This is a genomic window from Aeromonas rivuli (assembly GCF_020149575.1).
Lineage (GTDB): Bacteria > Pseudomonadota > Gammaproteobacteria > Enterobacterales > Aeromonadaceae > Aeromonas > Aeromonas rivuli.
The window spans coordinates 4,125,978-4,143,491 of sequence record NZ_CP079742.1 but is presented as its reverse complement, the minus strand read 5'-3'; the positions used below and the strand labels follow the sequence as shown (position 1 = coordinate 4,143,491).

17 protein-coding genes and 1 tRNA gene are annotated in these 17,514 nt (G+C 59.6%); 13 read left to right on the top strand and 5 right to left on the bottom strand.

What is annotated here, in order from left to right; genetic code table 11:
* Positions 1-40: 40 nt before the first annotated feature.
* Together KYK33_RS19095 and KYK33_RS19090 are read right to left on the bottom strand one after the other, a co-directional pair.
* Positions 41-904, bottom strand: a complete 864-nt coding sequence (locus KYK33_RS19095) for a hypothetical protein (RefSeq protein ID WP_224431524.1) — start codon at positions 902-904, stop codon at positions 41-43.
* Between the two features lie 176 nt (positions 905-1,080).
* Entirely contained in the window at positions 1,081-1,467 is a 387-nt protein-coding gene (locus KYK33_RS19090; protein WP_005890616.1) for a TraR/DksA family transcriptional regulator, read from the bottom strand.
* Positions 1,468-1,931: 464 nt separating this feature from the next.
* Here KYK33_RS19090 and KYK33_RS19085 point away from each other — a divergent pair, with 464 nt between their 5' ends.
* The 9 genes from KYK33_RS19085 (at position 1,932) to KYK33_RS19045 (ending at position 11,007) form a co-directional block, all read left to right on the top strand.
* Complete coding sequence (locus KYK33_RS19085) at positions 1,932-3,263, top strand: glutamine synthetase family protein (RefSeq protein WP_224431523.1); 1,332 nt, start codon at positions 1,932-1,934, stop codon at positions 3,261-3,263.
* 64 nt (positions 3,264-3,327) lie between these two features.
* Positions 3,328-4,686: an aspartate aminotransferase family protein gene (locus tag KYK33_RS19080; protein WP_042042534.1), complete on the top strand. Its 1,359-nt coding sequence runs from the start codon at positions 3,328-3,330 to the stop codon at positions 4,684-4,686.
* A gap of 53 nt (positions 4,687-4,739) precedes the next feature.
* The gene (locus KYK33_RS19075; RefSeq protein WP_318010428.1) at positions 4,740-5,837 is read left to right on the top strand and encodes an extracellular solute-binding protein; all 1,098 of its coding nucleotides are present in this window, start codon (positions 4,740-4,742) and stop codon (positions 5,835-5,837) included.
* Positions 5,838-5,972: 135 nt separating this feature from the next.
* Positions 5,973-7,034, top strand: a complete 1,062-nt coding sequence (locus KYK33_RS19070; protein WP_224433058.1) for a polyamine ABC transporter substrate-binding protein — start codon at positions 5,973-5,975, stop codon at positions 7,032-7,034.
* Between the two features lie 78 nt (positions 7,035-7,112).
* Complete coding sequence (potA, locus tag KYK33_RS19065) at positions 7,113-8,267, top strand: polyamine ABC transporter ATP-binding protein (protein ID WP_042042539.1); 1,155 nt, start codon at positions 7,113-7,115, stop codon at positions 8,265-8,267.
* Positions 8,264-9,169 carry an ABC transporter permease subunit gene (locus KYK33_RS19060; protein ID WP_042042541.1) on the top strand — a complete coding sequence of 302 codons (906 nt, stop codon included), beginning with the start codon at positions 8,264-8,266 and terminating at the stop codon, positions 9,167-9,169. The genes potA and KYK33_RS19060 overlap by 4 nt, the downstream gene beginning before the upstream one ends.
* A complete protein-coding gene (locus KYK33_RS19055) occupies positions 9,166-10,008 on the top strand; it encodes an ABC transporter permease subunit (protein WP_042042543.1) in 843 nt (280 codons plus the stop codon). Before KYK33_RS19060 ends, KYK33_RS19055 begins: the two co-directional genes overlap by 4 nt.
* Positions 10,009-10,051: 43 nt before the next feature.
* Positions 10,052-10,759 (top strand): MOSC domain-containing protein, encoded by a 708-nt coding sequence (locus KYK33_RS19050; RefSeq protein ID WP_224431522.1) that lies wholly within the window; start codon positions 10,052-10,054, stop codon positions 10,757-10,759.
* Positions 10,760-10,930: 171 nt separating this feature from the next.
* Positions 10,931-11,007 (top strand) — tRNA-Pro (locus KYK33_RS19045).
* 257 nt (positions 11,008-11,264) lie between these two features.
* Here the strand turns inward: KYK33_RS19045 and KYK33_RS19040 are convergent.
* On the bottom strand, positions 11,265-11,792 hold the full coding sequence (locus tag KYK33_RS19040; protein WP_224431521.1) for an AbiTii domain-containing protein: 528 nt from the start codon (positions 11,790-11,792) through the stop codon (positions 11,265-11,267).
* Between the two features lie 120 nt (positions 11,793-11,912).
* A complete protein-coding gene (locus KYK33_RS19035; protein WP_224431520.1) occupies positions 11,913-12,377 on the bottom strand; it encodes a thioesterase family protein in 465 nt (154 codons plus the stop codon).
* Between the two features lie 124 nt (positions 12,378-12,501).
* Here KYK33_RS19035 and recQ point away from each other — a divergent pair, with 124 nt between their 5' ends.
* Complete coding sequence (gene recQ / locus KYK33_RS19030) at positions 12,502-14,337, top strand: ATP-dependent DNA helicase RecQ (RefSeq protein WP_224431519.1); 1,836 nt, start codon at positions 12,502-12,504, stop codon at positions 14,335-14,337.
* A 173-nt stretch (positions 14,338-14,510) separates the two neighbouring features.
* Here recQ and KYK33_RS19025 read toward each other — a convergent pair whose 3' ends face one another.
* A complete protein-coding gene (locus KYK33_RS19025; RefSeq protein ID WP_042042549.1) occupies positions 14,511-14,813 on the bottom strand; it encodes a c-type cytochrome in 303 nt (100 codons plus the stop codon).
* Between the two features lie 105 nt (positions 14,814-14,918).
* Between KYK33_RS19025 and KYK33_RS19020 the strand changes: the two genes are divergently transcribed.
* From KYK33_RS19020 to KYK33_RS19010, 3 genes are all read left to right on the top strand, one after another.
* Positions 14,919-16,346: a protein adenylyltransferase SelO gene (locus KYK33_RS19020; protein WP_224431518.1), complete on the top strand. Its 1,428-nt coding sequence runs from the start codon at positions 14,919-14,921 to the stop codon at positions 16,344-16,346.
* A 55-nt stretch (positions 16,347-16,401) separates the two neighbouring features.
* Entirely contained in the window at positions 16,402-16,695 is a 294-nt protein-coding gene (locus KYK33_RS19015) for a DUF3630 family protein (RefSeq protein WP_224431517.1), read from the top strand.
* Between the two features lie 104 nt (positions 16,696-16,799).
* On the top strand, positions 16,800-17,474 hold the full coding sequence (locus tag KYK33_RS19010; protein ID WP_224431516.1) for a 7-cyano-7-deazaguanine/7-aminomethyl-7-deazaguanine transporter: 675 nt from the start codon (positions 16,800-16,802) through the stop codon (positions 17,472-17,474).
* The last annotated feature ends 40 nt before the right edge of the window (positions 17,475-17,514 follow it).

The following is a 17,514-nucleotide window of genomic DNA, read 5'->3' as shown; positions in this document are numbered from 1 at the left end:
TCTCTCCATATCGGCATCAATAACGGATGGGCAGCGGTCGTTACTGACCCTGGCTGGGGGGATAATCCCAATACTGGGCCGGAATAGTGCGCAGCAAGGGGGTCATGTCCGGGTTGGCCAGCTTGATGGTGGTGCGACCGGCCAGATTGGCGCTGGCCAGGGCGGTGCGAATGGCCGGGTTCTCCCGGAAAAAGCGCATGAAGCTGCCATCGGCGTAGGCGGACTCCAGCCCCCGGGTGAGGGCCTTGGCCAGTTTGGGGTATTGAGGACTGACGAAGAAGAACTCGGCGAAGGGGTAGCGGATCAGCAGGTGCTGCTCTACTACCAGATTCGGATATTGGCTCGCCAATTCCCGCTGTTCGGCGAAGATCTCCACAATATTGCGCGGGAAGAAGTCGAGTCGGCCGCCGTCATTCATCAGGCGGAATAGATTGGTGAAGCGGGTCATGTAGGTGGGGATGCCTGCCGCCTGATAGATCTTGTTGTCGGACCAGCCGATGCCTTGGGCGGCTCTCATCTTCTTGAGCTGCTCCAACGTCTCTATCTGGCTGAACTTCTCCTGATCCTTCTCATGGATGAAGGAGAGTCTCAGCCCCTCCAGGCCGCGAAACAGCGGCACAGGCACCGCCAACAGGGCAGACTCCAGGGCGCTGGAGGTGCCCATCCAGAACAGATTGATGGTTTTGCCGGTTTTGAGCTGCTGTTGCAGGGTGAACTGGTTCAAGTCGACATCGACCTGCTCTATCTTGAATGCTTGCCCCGAGTGGCGCAGGGCCAGATCCAGCAGCTTGAGCTGATAGTCACTGTCTAGGTGGTTGACGGGACGCTTGGGGATCTTGACCACGAGATCTTGCGCCTGAGCCAGCAAGGGCAGGCACAGACACAGGGTGATGAGCCATTTCACTGTCTGCTCTCCTGAAGAGTCTGGGAAACTGTCCGGAGTCTAACAGAATAAAGTGCTATCGCCTCGTGTGGAGCGCTCGCTGGTTGGTGACGGGTGACGGGTGACGGGTGACGGGTGACGGATGGCAAGGAGAGGAAACAACCCGGCCCCGGTGCATGACCTGGGCCGGGCATATATCAAGCGACGCGGCGGAATACGTGAGTGTCGTTGAATTCCTTGGTGCTCTGGCATTCGACGCAGTAACGGGATTCCGGGCGGGCCTGCAGGCGCTTGAGAGAGATCTCGTCGCCGCAGGACTCGCAGTAGCCGAAGTCGCCCTCGTTGATGCGACGGATGGCTGCCCTCAGCTTGCGCAGGTGCAACTTGTCGTGCTCGATACGGTTGAGCTCCAGGCGGCGGGCCTCTTCGATGCTGGCCCGGTCAATTTCATCAGCCATCTCGTTGGTATCGGTGGCGATGGCCTGGCTGGCCTGGGAGTTGAGGCGCTCTTCGAGTTCTGCAATTTGCGCCTCCATCTGTCCCTTGTAGTAGGCCAGTTGGTCTTTTGTCATGAAATCACACATAAGGTTTACCAGTCAGTTACTAACCCAATTTTCCGTAGTTATGGGGGCGGTCTGCGCGCAGTCCAAGCCCTGTGTCCTCGATTTACCACTGATCCTGATGAAAAGCGTGCAAATCAGGGCGGGCCTTGTACCAAAAAAACGGCAGTAAGCAAAGCTCGGTGAGCGAAGAGTGTGCGCCTTTGCAAATAATCGGTGGGGAGAAGACGGGTTCTGACTGAGCACGAGTCGCTACGACTATCCTTGTCGGCACGGGGTGGCGCCTGAGGTTTGCTTCCTGTGAGTGTTTAGTATTTCGCATCGAACTGGTCATTATCCAGACTGTTATTTATTGTTTTTTAAACAGACCTGCTTGACAGACGCCATAACGGCGGGCTTTTATGGAGTCGGAGATTACATATCTGCAACAGGGGTGTTCCATATATTAGACACCCCTGCCAATGACAACCGTCAAGTCGGGGTTTAACATGGACAGTATCAAGGGTTGGATGGATGCCAACCGAATCACGGAAGTGGAATGCCTGATACCGGATTTCACCGGCAACGCCCGGGGAAAGATCATTCCGGCCAGCAAGTTTCTGCGTGAGGGTGGCATGCGCCTGCCCGAAGTTATTTTCATCCAGACAGTGACCGGGGATTACCCGGATGACGACAGCATGATAGACCCGCTGGAGCGGGACATGCACCTCTTCCCCGATCCCAACACCATACGTTTCGTGCCCTGGGCGCTGGAACCCACCGCCCAGGTGATCCACGACTGTTTCGACACCAGCGGCAACCTGATCGACATAGCGCCACGCTCCGTATTGCGCCGGGTGCTCTCCTGCTTCGACAAGCAGGGCTGGAAACCCGTGGTCGCGCCCGAACTGGAGTTCTATCTGGTCAAGCGCAACGAAGATCCTGACTACCCCCTGGTGCCGCCCATCGGCCGCAATGGCCGCCCCGAGACGGCTCGCCAGTCATTCAGTATCGATGCGGTCAACGAGTTCGATCCCATCTTCGAGGACATGTACGACTACTGCGAGGCCCAGAATCTGGAGGTCGATACCCTGGTCCACGAGTCCGGTGCCGCCCAGATGGAGATCAACTTCCTCCATGGGGATGCCATCGAGCTGGCCGATCAGGTGTTCCTGTTCAAGCGCACCATGCGTGAGGCCGCGCACCGTCACGGCATCTACGCCACCTTCATGGCCAAGCCGATGAGCGACGAGCCGGGGTCGGCCATGCACATCCACCAGAGCCTGGTCGATAGCGAAGGGCGCAACCTGTTTGGCACTGAGAATGGCGGCAACACCGAATTGTTCCTGCACTTCATCGCCGGCTTGCAGAAATACACGCCGGCAGTGACGGCGTTGCTGGCACCGAACGTCAACTCCTACCGCCGTCTGACGTTCGGTGAGAGTGCGCCACGCAACGTGCAGTGGGGGGTGGAGAACCGCACCTGCGGCCTGCGCGTGCCTTATTCCGAGATCAGTGGCCGTCGGGTCGAGAACCGTTTCGCCGGCGCTGACGCCAACCCTTATCTGGCGCTGGCCGCGACCCTGGCCTGTGGCTATCTCGGCATGCAGGAGAAGCTCATGCCCCTGCCCGAGATGAAGAGCAGCGCCTACGACTTGCCCTATAGCCTGCCACGTACTCTGGAGGAGGCTCTGAGCCACCTGGAACAGTGTGAACCCATCAAGGAGATGCTGGGTGAGCGCTTTGTTGAGGCCTTCGTGGCGGTCAAGCGCAAGGAGTACGAGACCTACTTCGGGGTGATCAGTCGTTGGGAGCGTGAGTTCCTGCTGCTGAACGTCTAGCCCCACATCAGGGGAGGCCGACAGGGTCTCCCCCGCTCATATCGAAGGAACCGAGGAGCAATTCATGTCGAATACCAAAGCGTGGCAGCAACAAGACGCCAGCCACCATCTGCACCCCTTTACCCATTTCCAGGCCCTGAACCAGAAGGGCAGCCGCATCATCACCGGGGCGCAAGGGGTCTATCTCGAAGACTCTGAGGGGCACAAGATCCTCGATGGCATGGCGGGTCTCTGGTGCGTCAACATGGGCTATGGCCGTCAGGAGCTGGTGGACGCGGCCACCCGGCAGATGCAGCAGTTGCCTTATTACAACCTCTTCTTCCAGACCAGCCACCCGCCAGCGGTGCAGCTTGCCACCCTGTTGGCCGAGGTGACGCCGGCCCACCTCAATCGTGTCTTCTTCACCGGCTCAGGGTCTGAGTGCAACGACACCGTGCTGCGCATGGTGCGCCACTATTGGGCGAGCCTGGGGCAACCGGACAAGCAGGTGATCATCAGCCGTCATAACGCCTATCACGGCTCCACCGTGGCCGGTGCCAGCCTGGGGGGCATGTCGGGCATGCATGCTCAGGGCGGTTTGCCGATCCCGGGCATAGTGCATATCGATCAGCCCTATCACTTCGGTGAGGGTCAGGGCATGACGCCCCATGACTTCGGCCTGGCCCGGGCCCGTCAGCTGGAAGAGAAGATCCTGGCGCTGGGGGTGGAGAAGGTGGCGGCCTTCATCGGCGAACCCATTCAGGGCGCTGGTGGCGTCATCATTCCGCCCGACAGCTACTGGCCCGAGATCCAGCGGATCTGCGACAAGTACGGCATCTTGCTCATCGCCGACGAGGTGATCTGCGGCTTCGGTCGGACCGGCCACTGGTTTGCCAGTGAGGACTTTGGCATCAAACCCGATCTCATGTGTCTGGCCAAGGGCATCACCTCCGGCTATCTGCCCATGGGGGCCGTCATGGTCGGCGACAGGGTCGCCAAGGTATTGATCGAGCAGGGCGGTGAGTTCAATCATGGCTTCACCTACTCGGGCCATCCGGTCGCCTGCGCCGTGGCCATTGCCAACATCCAGCTTATGCAAAGTGAAAGCATAGTTAAGCGGGTACATGATAATATCGGCCCCTATTTGCAGCGTCGCTGGCGCGAACTGGCCGATCATCCCATCGTCGGGGAAACCCGGGGCAAGGGCTTGGTGGCCGCGCTGGAAATAGTGCAGGACAAGGGGACAAATGCCCGCTTCCCGGCCTCGGCCAATGCAGGCATGACGTGCCGGGAGTTCTGCTTTAACAATGGCTTGGTGATGAGGGCTGTCGGCGATACCATGATCATATCGCCCCCCTTGGTGATCACCGAGGAACAGGTTGATGAATTGGTCAATTTGGCCAGGCGCAGTTTAGATCTGACGGCAGAGAGGCTGGCAGGTTAATCGAGCCCTGGCCCGATTGCCGTGCGCATACATTTGCTTAGGAGACAAGGATGATGTCTTTCAAAACAGGAATGCTGGCCGCCTCCATGGCGCTGGGTCTGTTCAGTGCCGGTGCCATGGCCGATGACAAGGTGCTGCATGTCTATAACTGGAGCGACTACATAGGGCCCACCACCCTGGAAGACTTCCAGAAAGAGACGGGCATCAAGGTCGTCTATGACGTGTTCGACAGTAATGAAGTGCTGGAAGCCAAGCTGCTGGCAGGGAGCTCCGGCTACGACGTGGTCGTGCCGTCCAACCCTTTCCTGGCCAAGCAGATCAAGGCGGGCGTATTCCAGAAGCTGGATAAGACCAAGTTGCCGAACTGGCAGAATCTGGACACCTCCTTGCTCAAGGCGCTGGAGCCGAGCGACCCGGGTAACCAGTACTCGATCCCCTATCTGTGGGGCACCATCGGCTACGCCTACAACATCGAGAAGGTGAAGGCGGCTCTGGGGGCGGATGCGCCGGTCGATTCCTGGGATCTGGTGTTCAAGCCAGAGAACATGGCCAAGCTGAAAGAGTGTGGCGTCTCCTTCCTGGATTCACCGACCGAGATGCTGCCGGCTGCCCTGAAATACCTGGGCTTCAAGCCAGACAGCCAGGATCCGAAAGAGCTGAAGAAGGCCGAGGAGCTGTTCCTCTCCATTCGCCCTTATACCGCCTATTTCCACTCCTCCAAGTACATCTCGGATCTGGCCAACGGCAATATCTGTGTGGCCGTCGGCTACTCGGGTGACCTGCAGCAATCCAAGTCCCGGGCGATCGAAGCCAAGAATGGCGTCAATCTGACCTATGTCATCCCGAAAGAGGGGGCAGGCAGCTTCTTTGACATGCTGGCCATCCCGGCCGATGCCAAGAACGTCGAGTCCGCCCATGTGTTCCTCAACTACCTGATGAAGCCCGAGGTGATCGCCAAGATCTCCGACGCGGTCAGCTATCCGAGCAGCAACAAGGCCTCAGTGCCGCTGGTGTCCGCCGAGATCCGCAACGATCCTGGTATCTATCCGAGCGACGAGACCCTGGCGAAGATCTACACCTTCCCGGATCTTCCCGCCAAGGTGCAGCGTGTCATGACCCGCAGCTGGACCAAGATAAAGTCCGGCAAATAACCGCAATACCCCTCCCGGTCTGCCGTTTGGCCGGGAGGGTTCCCACGCAAGGTGGGCAGACGACCGTATGGATGCGGAACCTCTCTTCCAAGGACATAAAGGAGTTAAGACGTGCACATTTCCAAGATAATGACGATGACCCTGACACTGGGGTTGGCAAACGCAGCACTGGCCCAGCCGGTGGTGCATTTTTACAACTGGTCTGACTATATCGGTGAGACCACCCTCAGTGATTTCCAGAAGGCGACAGGCATCGAGGCCGTCTATGACGTGTTTGATTCCAACGAAACCCTGGAAGGCAAACTGCTGACAGGGCGCACCGGTTACGATCTGGTGGTGCCGTCCAACAATTTCCTCGCCAAACAGATAAAGGCCGGCGCTTTCCAGAAACTGGACAAGTCCCTGCTGCCCAATATGGTCAATCTGGAACCGACTCTGATGCATCAGCTTGAGAAGGCGGATCCGGGTCACCTCTATGCGATCCCTTATCTGTGGGGCACCAATGGCATTGGTTATAACGTTGACAAGGTGAAGCAGGCGCTGGGGGTCGACAAGATAGACTCCTGGGGGATGCTCTTCGAGCCGGAAAACATCAAGAAGCTGACCCATTGCGGGGTGGCTTTCCTCGATTCTGCCGATGAGATGATCCCGGCCGTGCTCAATTACCTTGGCAAGGATCCCAACAGTCACGATCCCGCCGACATCAAGCTGGCGGAACAGAAGCTGCTGGCGGTACGCCCCTACGTCACCTACTTCCACTCTTCCAAGTACATCTCCGATCTCGCCAACGGCAACATCTGTGTCGCCGCCGGTTTCTCGGGGGATGTGTTGCAGGCGGCCGCGCGGGCCGAGGAAGCTGGCAAGGGCATCAATATCGCCTACAGCATTCCCAAGGAGGGCGGCAACCTCTGGTTCGACATGCTGGCGATCCCCACCGATGCCAGCAATGTGAAAGAGGCCCATGCCCTGATCAATTATCTGCTTACCCCGGAGGCGATAGCCAAGGTGAGCGATTATGTGGGCTACGCCAACCCCAATGCCAAGGCGGGACCCTTCATGGATGAGAGCGTCCGTGACAACCCGTCTGTGTACCCCCCCCAGGATGTGCTGAAGCGGCTCTATGTGCAGGAGGCACATCCCCGCACAGTACAGCGCCTGATGACCCGGAGTTGGACCAAAATCAAGTCCGGGACCTAACCTTGGCGCCCGCTTGGGCGCCAGTTGTTTTTATGGATTGACCCTCCGGTCACTATTTCAAGTCGGGAGTGAGTGGTAATGGCAATAGCCTCCAGCGCCTATAAGAAAGCCCTCGAGGGCAGCCAGCAACCCAAAGAGGTGCTGGTAAAAATAGACAGGATCAGCAAGCAGTTCGATGAGACCCTGGCGGTCGACAACGTCTCGCTGACCATCAACAAGGGCGAGATCTTTGCCCTGCTTGGCGGCTCCGGCTCGGGGAAATCTACCCTGTTGCGGATGCTGGCAGGCTTCGAGCGTCCGAGTGAGGGACGGCTCTTCCTCGATGGGGTCGACATCACCGACATGCCGCCCTATGAGCGTCCGATCAACATGATGTTCCAGTCCTACGCCCTGTTCCCGCACATGTCGGTGGCCCAGAACATCGCCTTCGGCCTCAAGCAGGACGGTCTGGCCAAGGCCGAGATCGACGCCCGGGTGGAGGAGATGCTCAAGCTGGTGCAGATGAGTCAGTATGCCAAGCGCAAACCCCATCAGCTCTCGGGCGGCCAGCGCCAGCGGGTCGCCCTGGCCCGTTCCCTGGCCAAGCGCCCCAAGCTGCTGCTGCTCGATGAGCCCATGGGGGCACTGGACAAGAAGTTGCGTTCGCAGATGCAGCTCGAGCTGGTGGAGATCATCGAGCGGGTCGGGGTGACCTGCGTCATGGTGACCCATGATCAGGAAGAGGCCATGACCATGGCCGAGCGTATCGCCATCATGCACCTGGGCTGCATCGAGCAGATTGGCAGCCCGAAAGATATCTACGAGACCCCGGTCAGTCGGCAGGTGTGCGAGTTCATCGGCAACGTCAATCTGTTCGATGGCTTGCTGGTGGCGGATGAGCAGGACCACGCCATCATCGCCTGTGCGGATCTGGAGCAGCCCATCTATGTGGGGCACGGCATCAGCTCCCGCGCCGAGAACAAGAAGGTCTCCTACGCCCTGCGTCCGGAGAAGCTGCTGATGAGCACTCAGAAACCGAGTGAGCTGGAGCATCCCGACTTCAACTGGACCACAGGACAGGTGTACGACATCGCCTATCTGGGCGGCCACTCCGTTTATCACATCCAGCTGCCCTCGGGCAAAATTGTGCAGGCCTTCATCGCCAATGCCGAACGTCACGGCAAGCGGCCGACCTGGGATGACCAGGTGTTCCTCTACTGGGAAGATGACAGCGGCGTGGTATTGCAATCATGACCCCACTGAGACGACTCAAGCGGTTGGGGGGCCGCCAGCTGGTGATCGGCATCCCCTTCTTCTGGCTGTTCCTCTTCTTCCTGCTGCCCTTCATCATTGTGGTGAAGATAAGCTTCGCCGAAGCGGACGTGGCCATTCCTCCCTACACAGACGTGGTGAGCTGGGCCGATGATCAGCTGACCATATTGCTGAATCTGGGCAACTATGTGCTGCTCGGCGATGATGATCTCTATCTGGCGGCCTATCTGGGCTCCCTCAAGATGGCGTTCTTCAGCACCCTGATCTGCCTGCTGATCGGCTACCCCATGGCCTATGCCATCGCCCGGGCCAGCAAGGAGAATCAGACGGTGCTGCTGCTGCTGATCATGATGCCGACCTGGACGGCCATCCTGATCCGGGTGTATGCCTGGATGGGCATTCTCAGCAACAATGGCCTGCTCAATGGCTTCTTGCTGAACATGGGGCTCATCAGTGAGCCGATCCAGATCCTCAATACCAACCTGGCGGTCTATATAGGCGTGGTTTACTCCTATCTGCCGTTCATGATTTTGCCGCTCTATGCCAACCTGGTGAAGCATGACATGAGCCTGCTGGAAGCCGCGGCCGATCTGGGGTCGAGCGACACCAACAGCTTCTGGAAGATCACGGTACCGCTCTCCAAGAACGGCATCATCGCTGGCTGCATGCTGGTGTTCATTCCGGTGGTGGGTGAGTTCGTCATCCCCGAACTGCTCGGCGGTCCCGAGACCCTGATGATAGGCAAGGTGATGTGGCAGGAGTTCTTCAACAACCGCGACTGGCCCGTCGCCTCGGCCCTGGCTGTGGTCATGCTGGTGGTGTTGATCATCCCCATCATTCTGTTCAACCGTAACCAGGCCAAAGAGCTGGAGGGCAAGGCATGAAGCGCATCAATTTTCCGAGCCTGATGCTGGTGCTCGGCTTGCTGTTTATCTACCTGCCCATGGTCATCATGGTGATCTACTCCTTCAACGCCTCCAAGTTGGTGACGGTCTGGGGGGGTTGGTCCCTGAAGTGGTATTTTGGGCTGCTCGAAAATACCCAGTTGATGACGGCCGTGATGCGTTCTCTCGAGATCGCCTTCTACACCGCCATCGCCGCGGTAGCATTGGGTACCCTGGCGGCCTTCGTGCTGACCCGGATCGCCAATTTCAAGGGACGCACCCTGTTTGGCGGCATGGTCACGGCGCCCCTGGTCATGCCGGAGGTGATCACGGGCCTGTCATTGCTGTTGCTGTTCGTGGCCATGGCGCAGCTGGTGGGCTGGCCCGCCGAGCGGGGCATGGTGACTATCTGGATCGCCCACACCACCTTCTGTACCGCCTATGTGGCCGTGGTGGTGTCGGCACGGTTGAGAGAGCTGGATCTCTCCATCGAGGAGGCGGCCATGGATCTGGGGGCCAAGCCCTGGAAGGTGTTCTTCCTGATCACCATCCCCATGATCGCCCCCTCGCTGGCCGCCGGTGGCATGATGTCATTCGCCCTGTCGCTGGATGACCTGGTGCTCGCCAGCTTCGTCTCCGGACCTGGCTCTACCACCCTGCCGATGGAGGTATTCTCCGCGGTGCGTCTGGGGGTCAAGCCGGAGATCAATGCGGTGGCGAGCCTGATATTGCTCTCCGTCTCCATCTTCACCTTCGCCAGCTGGTTCCTGATGGCCCGTGCCGAGAAGCGGCGCCGGGCGGAAATCTCCCAGATGCTGCAGATGCAGTCGGTGACCTGAGTCTGATAACATCCGCATTCTCTCGTCAATCAGGAGGATGAGAATGCGGATTTCCCTCTTCACTGGATCTGGTGCCGAACTGGCCCCCGGTCTGGTCAGCGCCATTCACAAGTCAGTCGTCACTGATGCCATCTTCTGCTCCTTTCAGGGGCTGAGCGGAGACGAGCAGACCGAGACTCGCCATCATGGCGGCATAGAGCGCGCCCTGCACTACTACCCCGCGGAACATTATGCCTGGTGGCAGACCTGGCAACAGGCCATGGCACTGCCCGAGCCCGGCACTCCCTGGCAGCCGGCGGCCTTTGGTGAAAACCTCTCCGGGCTCGGCCTGACCGAAACCGCTGCTTGCATCGGTGATGTCTATCGGTTCGGTGAGGCACTCATCCAGATCAGCCAGCCGCGCTCCCCCTGCTTCAAGCTCAATCTGCGTTTTGGTTATGCCCAGGTCTCCCAGGTGATGCAGCTCAGTGGCCGCTGTGGCTGGCTACTGCGGGTGTTGGAGGAGGGGGTGATAGCGCCGGATGCCGAGCTGATCCTGGTGGATAGCCCCTATCCTGCTTTAAGCGTGAAACGTTGTGCCGACATCCTCTTCAATCAGGTGCGCAATGAAGATGATCTGCTGCTGCTCACCGAGACCCCGGCCCTGTCGCCGGGTTGGCGGCAACATGCGGCGCACTGGTTGGAACACGGCACTGTCGCGGACTGGAGCCGTCGTCTGATGGGGCCGGCAGCTTTTCGCCCGGTGGTATGAAGATGGGCAAAGGCGATGGCTCAGGTGACTGGGCTGTCCCGACTGGGCGGGATTTTCGACGCTTGGCGCCGATCGCCCAAGAGTTGAACTAACCACGGCTTTTTTAGGCGTTAACTGAAAAAAGACTTGTGCCTTGTGCGGGCATTAGGTAAATTCTCGCCCCGCAGACATCGGTGTGTAGCGCAGCTTGGTAGCGCACTTCGTTCGGGACGAAGGGGTCGGAGGTTCGAATCCTCTCACACCGACCATTTTTAGAAAAGGCCGCTCAATAGAGCGGCCTTTTCGCATTCTGGCATCCAGCAATTTTCCGTTTGGCTCATGGCATTGCGCCAGTTTCCCCACTGAGAGTGGTGCTGCATTCAGCCGTGGGTGGCGCGCACAAAAAGTCGGGCCACCGCTTGGTGGCCCTGGGTGAGACCTGTGGTAGATCCCGTGATCTTTCAGATTTTCACTAGTTCGCTATGGGTCTTGTCTATGGTGCCCTCCTTGCGCGCCAGGCGCTCACTCAGATATGCCAGTGGCTGTGCTGCAACGCCTTGAAGCTGTGTTGTGGTTGCAGAGCCGCGTGTTTGGGATACTCGCTGATGAAGTGTTCAATGCCTTCCATCAGTCTTATCCGCAACGAAGAAACGGGCTCGTGCCAGGCTTGCAGACAGAGGTGACCAGGGATCAGCAAGGCTTGGTATTGCTCCTTGAGATCGACGGGCCAAGGCTCTATACCGGAACTGGGATGCAGTAAATAGTGAGCGGCAGGGGCGCGGGCATAAATGAACTGAACGTTGGCCAAATCGCGTTGGCAAAGCGTTTGACTGCCGATATGGCAAGTCAGATAGCGTCCTGTGTTCAGATCCAGAAAGTGACCACGTTGCCGACAGGGGACTATGCGGTACCAGGGCAGTTGAGCATCCGGGGCATAGCCCTGAAGCTCCTGTTCCAGCCAGTGGCGACACTCGGGTGTCTGCACCTCATTGCACATGGATTCAAGTTGCTGCAACAAGACACTGGGTGATGCAACTGCCAGACTCGCACTCATCTCCTTCTCCCTTCTGCATGACAATCCCGACTTCCAGTATGGACCCGATGACGATGAGGGGGAGGGGAATCTAATGATTAAAAATGGATTAACATCGCTGTTTTTATGCAATCGAGGCGTTTAACCAACCAGATAGGTACCGGTGCCGAAGGCGATATGAGTCCCCTCTTCGTTGTGCAGCTCCATGCGGGCAACCGCCACCTTGCTGCCGGATCGGATGATGTGGGCGGTGGCAATGAACTCGGTGCCCCGGCCAGGGCGCAGGTAGTCGACTCGCAGGTCTATGGTGCCGAGACGGGAGAAGCGCTCCTTGAGGTAGTTGGGGGAGAAATCCTCCAGCTCGTCGAGGCAGGAGGCGGCCACTATCATGCCCCCCGCCACATCGAGCAGGCTGGCGGTGACACCCCCGTGCAATATGTTGTGGAAGGGGTTGCCGACCAGTTTCCCCTCCATGCCGATCCGCAGCTCGACCCGTTCGAAGTCATAGTGGGTCACCCGGATGCCCAGCAGCTGGTTGAATGGCATCTGCTCGGCGAACAGTGTGGCAATGCCACTTAGCGCCATCTTCTTCATCATCTCTTTCATCTATCCATCCCTGCACAAGCCGAGTAAAAACTCCAGCCAGTCTGCAACAAGACATTAACATCCGCAATGGCAGGTTTATTGTGGGGGCCCGCTGCTTTAGAATGGCGCCCCCAGAGGAGAGACCATGACCGCCATCGCCGATACCCTGCCCGATTCTCCGCCAGAGACTCCCCTCAGCCTGTTGCAGGCGGTATTCGGCTACCAGCAATTTCGGCCGGGCCAGCAGGAGATCATCGAACAGATCATCGCGGGGCGTGACGGTCTGGTGCTCAAGCCCACCGGCGGTGGAAAATCCCTCTGTTACCAGATCCCGGCGCTGCTGCGACCCGGGCTGGGGGTGGTCGTCTCTCCCCTCATCTCCCTGATGAAGGATCAGGTCGATAGCCTGAGAGCGAACGGGGTGGCGGCTGCCTACATCAACTCGGCCCTGAGCCGGGAGGAGCTGATCCAGCACTTTGCCGCCATGCGCCGGGGCGAGATCAAGATTGTCTATGTCTCCCCCGAGCGGTTGCTGCAGCACGAATTCATGGACCGTCTGGCCGAGCAACCCCTGGGCCTGTTCGCCATCGACGAAGCCCACTGCGTCTCCCAGTGGGGGCATGATTTTCGCCCGGAGTACGCAGCCCTTGGCCGACTCAAGCAGTGGTTCCCCCATGTCCCCGTCGTGGCGCTCACCGCCACCGCCGATGAGGCGACCCGGCGCGACATACTGCATCGCCTCGAGTTGCAGGATCCCTTCGTTCACACCGCCAGCTTTGACAGACCCAACATCCGCTACAGCCTGGTGGAGAAGTTCAAGGCGGCGGAGCAGCTACTGCGTTACGTCCAGGGCCAGAAGGGCAACTGCGGCATTGTGTACTGCTCCAGTCGCAACCGGGTGGAGGAGGTGGCCGAGCGCCTGGTGCGTCACGGCAGCAAGGCGGCCCCCTATCATGCCGGCCTGCCCCTGGAACAGCGCCAGCGCACCCAGGAAGACTTCCTCAAGGATGACGTCGAGATAGTGGTGGCGACGGTGGCATTCGGCATGGGTATCGACAAGCCCAATGTGCGTTTCGTGGTGCACTACGACGTGCCCAAGAACATCGAATCTTATTATCAGGAGACGGGCCGGGCCGGGCGCGATGGCACGCCAGCCGAGGCGCTGCTGCTCTATGATCCCGCCGACATTGGCCGGGTACGGCGCCTGCTCGACAACATCGAGAATCCCCAGCAGTTGCAGGTGGAGCAGTACAAGCTCAACGTGATGGCCGCCTTCGCCGAGGCCCAGACCTGCCGCCGTCAGGTGCTGCTCAACTATTTCAGCGAGTACAACGACAAGCCGTGTGGCAACTGCGACATCTGCCTGGATCCTCCCCAGAGCTACGATGGCAGCGAGGATGCCCAGAAGGCGCTCTCCTGCGTCTGGCGAGTGGGTCAGGCCTTCGGGGTAGGCTATGTGGTGGAGGTGCTAAGAGGGTCGCTTAACCAGCGCATCAAGGATCATGGTCATGACAAGCTGTCGACCTATGGCATCGGCAAGGATCAGAGCCACGAATACTGGATGAGCGTCATTCGCCAGCTGATCCACAAGGGGCTGCTGACTCAGAACATCACCCGCAACCTGGTGTTGCAGCTGACCGAGGCGGCTCGCCCCGTGCTGCGCGGCGAGGTCAAGCTGGCGCTGGCGGTGCCCCGCTTGCAGCCCATCTCCAGCCGCAAGGAGAAGCGCAATGGCCTGCTCGACAGCGCCAACTACGACAAGCGGCTCTTCAAGGAGCTGCGTGGCCTGCGCAAGCAGATCGCCGAACAGGAGGAGGTGCCGCCCTACGTGGTATTCAACGATGCCACCTTGGTAGAGATGGCCCAGCTCATGCCGATGACCGAGATGGAGCTGCTGGCGGTCAATGGGGTCGGCCAGCGCAAGCTGGAACGCTTCGGCGAGGCCTTTATGGAGCTGATCATCGACTACTGCCGTCGCTAAGAGCGACCTTGGTGGAGATTGGGTCAGCGGCGATGCCGATGACCGAGATGGAGCTGATCATCGACTACTGCCGGCGGTAGGGTCTGATTGATGTAGCGCAATCGACCGCAAAAGTGCCGGGTCTGGTTGATGTAGCGACAGGGATGAGGCGCCCGTCTACCGGGCGCACAAGGTCACTTCAAGCTGGCGTAGTAGGCGGCGAGGTTGTCGATATCCGCATCGCTGAGCATGGCCATGAAGGGGGCCATCAAGGGTTCCTTGCGATCGCCATCGCGAAACGCCTCCATCTGTTTGGCGAGATAAGCTGCGTTCTGACCCGCCAGATGCGGGTAGCTGGCGACACTGGCCTTGCCATCGATGCCATGGCATGCGGCGCACACCACCGCCTTCGCCTTGCCCGCCTCGACATCGGCCGCCTTGGCCTGATGTCCCCATACCAGTGCCAGCAGGGGCAGGGCATATAGCCATTTGTGCATCTTCTTCTCCTTGAGCTGAAATTGGACCATCGCCCGTTGGCCGGATTGGGCCGACGGCGGTATAACAGAGTGACACGAGCATACGCAGGGACGAATCGCACCACCATGAAGCTTATCAATACTTTTGCCACCGAATTGCCCTGGGCCTGCGAGCCGGTAACCCCCCAGCCCCTGGCCAATCCTCGCCTGCTGCACCTCAATCGCCCCCTGCTCGCCGAACTGGGGTTGGCGGGGGTGACGGATGCCAACTGGCTCGCCTGCTGCGGTCAGGCCAAGCCCTTGCCGGGCATGGCGCCGGTGGCCCAGGTCTATGCTGGCCATCAATTCGGCGGCTACAGTGCGCGCCTCGGTGATGGCCGCGCCCTGTTGCTCGGCCAGCAGCAGACCCCGGACGGTGAGCTTTGGGACCTGCATCTTAAGGGCGCTGGCAAGACCCCCTTCTCCCGCTTCGGAGACGGGCGCGCCGTATTGCGTTCCAGCATCCGCGAGTACCTGGCCTCCGAGGCGCTGCATGCCCTCGGCATCCCCACTACCCGCGCCCTGGTACTGGTCGGCAGTGACGAGCCCGTCTATCGCGAGACGGTGGAGACGGGGGCGACGGTACTGCGCACCGCTCCCTGCCATATCCGCTTCGGCCAGTTTGAATACTTCGCCTGGAGCGGCCAGGGGGAGAAGATCCCGGCTCTCATCGATTACCTGCTGCGCCACCATTTCCCCGAGCTTGAGAACGGCGCCGAGTTGTTCGCCGAGGTGGTGCGGCGTACCGCGCGGCTCATCGCCAAGTGGCAAGCCGTTGGCTTCACCCACGGGGTGATGAACACGGACAACATGTCTATCCTGGGGCTGACTCTGGATTACGGTCCCTACGGCTTCATCGATGGCTACGAGCCCGACTTTGTCTGCAATCACACCGACAGTGGCGGCCGTTATGCCCTGAGCCAGCAGCCTGCTGTGGGTTACTGGAACCTGCAGAAACTGGCCCAGGCCCTGGCGGATCATGTGGACGGCGAGGCCCTGGCCGCGGCACTGGGTCAGTATGAACATCATCTGATGCTGCACTACTCCGAGCTGATGCGCGGCAAGCTGGGGCTGACGCAGTGGGAGGAGGAGGATCCCGCCCTGTTCCGCCAGATGTTCCAGCAGCTGGCGGCGGACGGGGTTGATTACCACCTCTTCCTGCGCCGTCTGGCGCTCGTCGAGCCGAACGGCCCCTGGCCTGCGTCCCTGCTTGCCCTGCTGCCCGATGCCGCACTCTGGCAAGGTTGGCTGACAAGCTATCGTGAGCGTCTCGCCCGGGAGGGGGAGGAGAGCGGGTCGCGTCGCGCGCGCATGAATCAGCTCAATCCCAAGTACGTGCTGCGCAATGCCCTGGCCCAGCAGGTGATAGAGGCGGCAGAGCGGGGGGATATGACCCCCTTCGAGCGCCTTTATGCTGCGCTGCAGCATCCCTATGCCGAGCAGAGCGAATTCGAAGATCTCGCCACGCCGCACCCCAGCTGGTATCAGGGGGAGGCGCTCTCATGCAGCAGCTGAATCAGTGCTCAAGCCGACAACTCAACCGGGTAGGAGATCATGGATGGGGACGTCTATGTCATTGAGCTGGCAGGTGGTGGGCATGGATGAGGCGAGCGGCACCCTGCTGCTGACCCATCCTGATCTCGATTGGGACAACTTTCCGGCGCTGGCAATCAGTCTGCTGGATGAGTGGGAGCTGGCGCTGCTACAGCAAGATAGCGGCGCCGATCGCCACAGTTGGCAACTGACGTTTGAAGAGAGCCGCATCTGGCTGCACTTCGAGCATCATAGCGGCTGCTGGCTCAGCGCCGATGACGAGGAGGGGCGTGCAACCCTGCGCTGGCTGAGTCGACGGTACAAGGATTGAACTATGGCGCGGGGGGCGTATAATGCCGCCCCTCGATCACTGCCGTATTAGCGCCATGGTGGCGCTATGGGTTCCCTAACCCCATTAACCAAAAAGGTCACAATATGAATCTGACCCCTGCTCAGCACCAGACGGCGCTGACGCGACTCGCGTTGTTCCACATACTGATCATCGCCAGCAGCAACTACCTGGTGCAATTGCCGATCACCATTTTCGGCTTTCACACCACCTGGGGAGCCTTCAGCTTTCCGTTCATCTTCCTTGCCACCGATCTGACTGTCCGAGTCTTCGGCGCCGGTCTGGCGCGCAAGATCATCCAGCGAGTCATGCTGCCAGCCTTGCTGGTCTCTTATGTGCTGTCCGTGCTCTTCTTCGAGGGCAGTTATCAGGGCATCGCCAATCTGGCGACCTTCAATCTGTTCGTGGCCCGGATTGCCCTGGCCAGCTTCATGGCGTATCTGATCGGTCAGTTCATGGACGTGATAGTGTTCAACCGCCTGCGGCTGCTCAAGGCCTGGTGGGTGGCACCGGCGGCATCGACTCTGATCGGCAATCTGGTCGATACCCTTGCCTTCTTCAGCATCGCCTTCTGGCGCAGTGATGATCCCTTCATGGCGGAGCACTGGGTCGAGATAGCGACCGTGGACTATGTATTCAAGCTGCTGATAAGCCTGGGTTTGTTCGTACCACTCTATGGCGTCTTGCTGCGCTACCTCAGCCGCAAGCTGGTGGGGGATCCCAATCCTGCTGCCCTGCAGGGCGAGGCGCGCAATGCCTGAGTTCCCGGCTTGTCAGCAGAGATGATCCAGTTGGCCACCC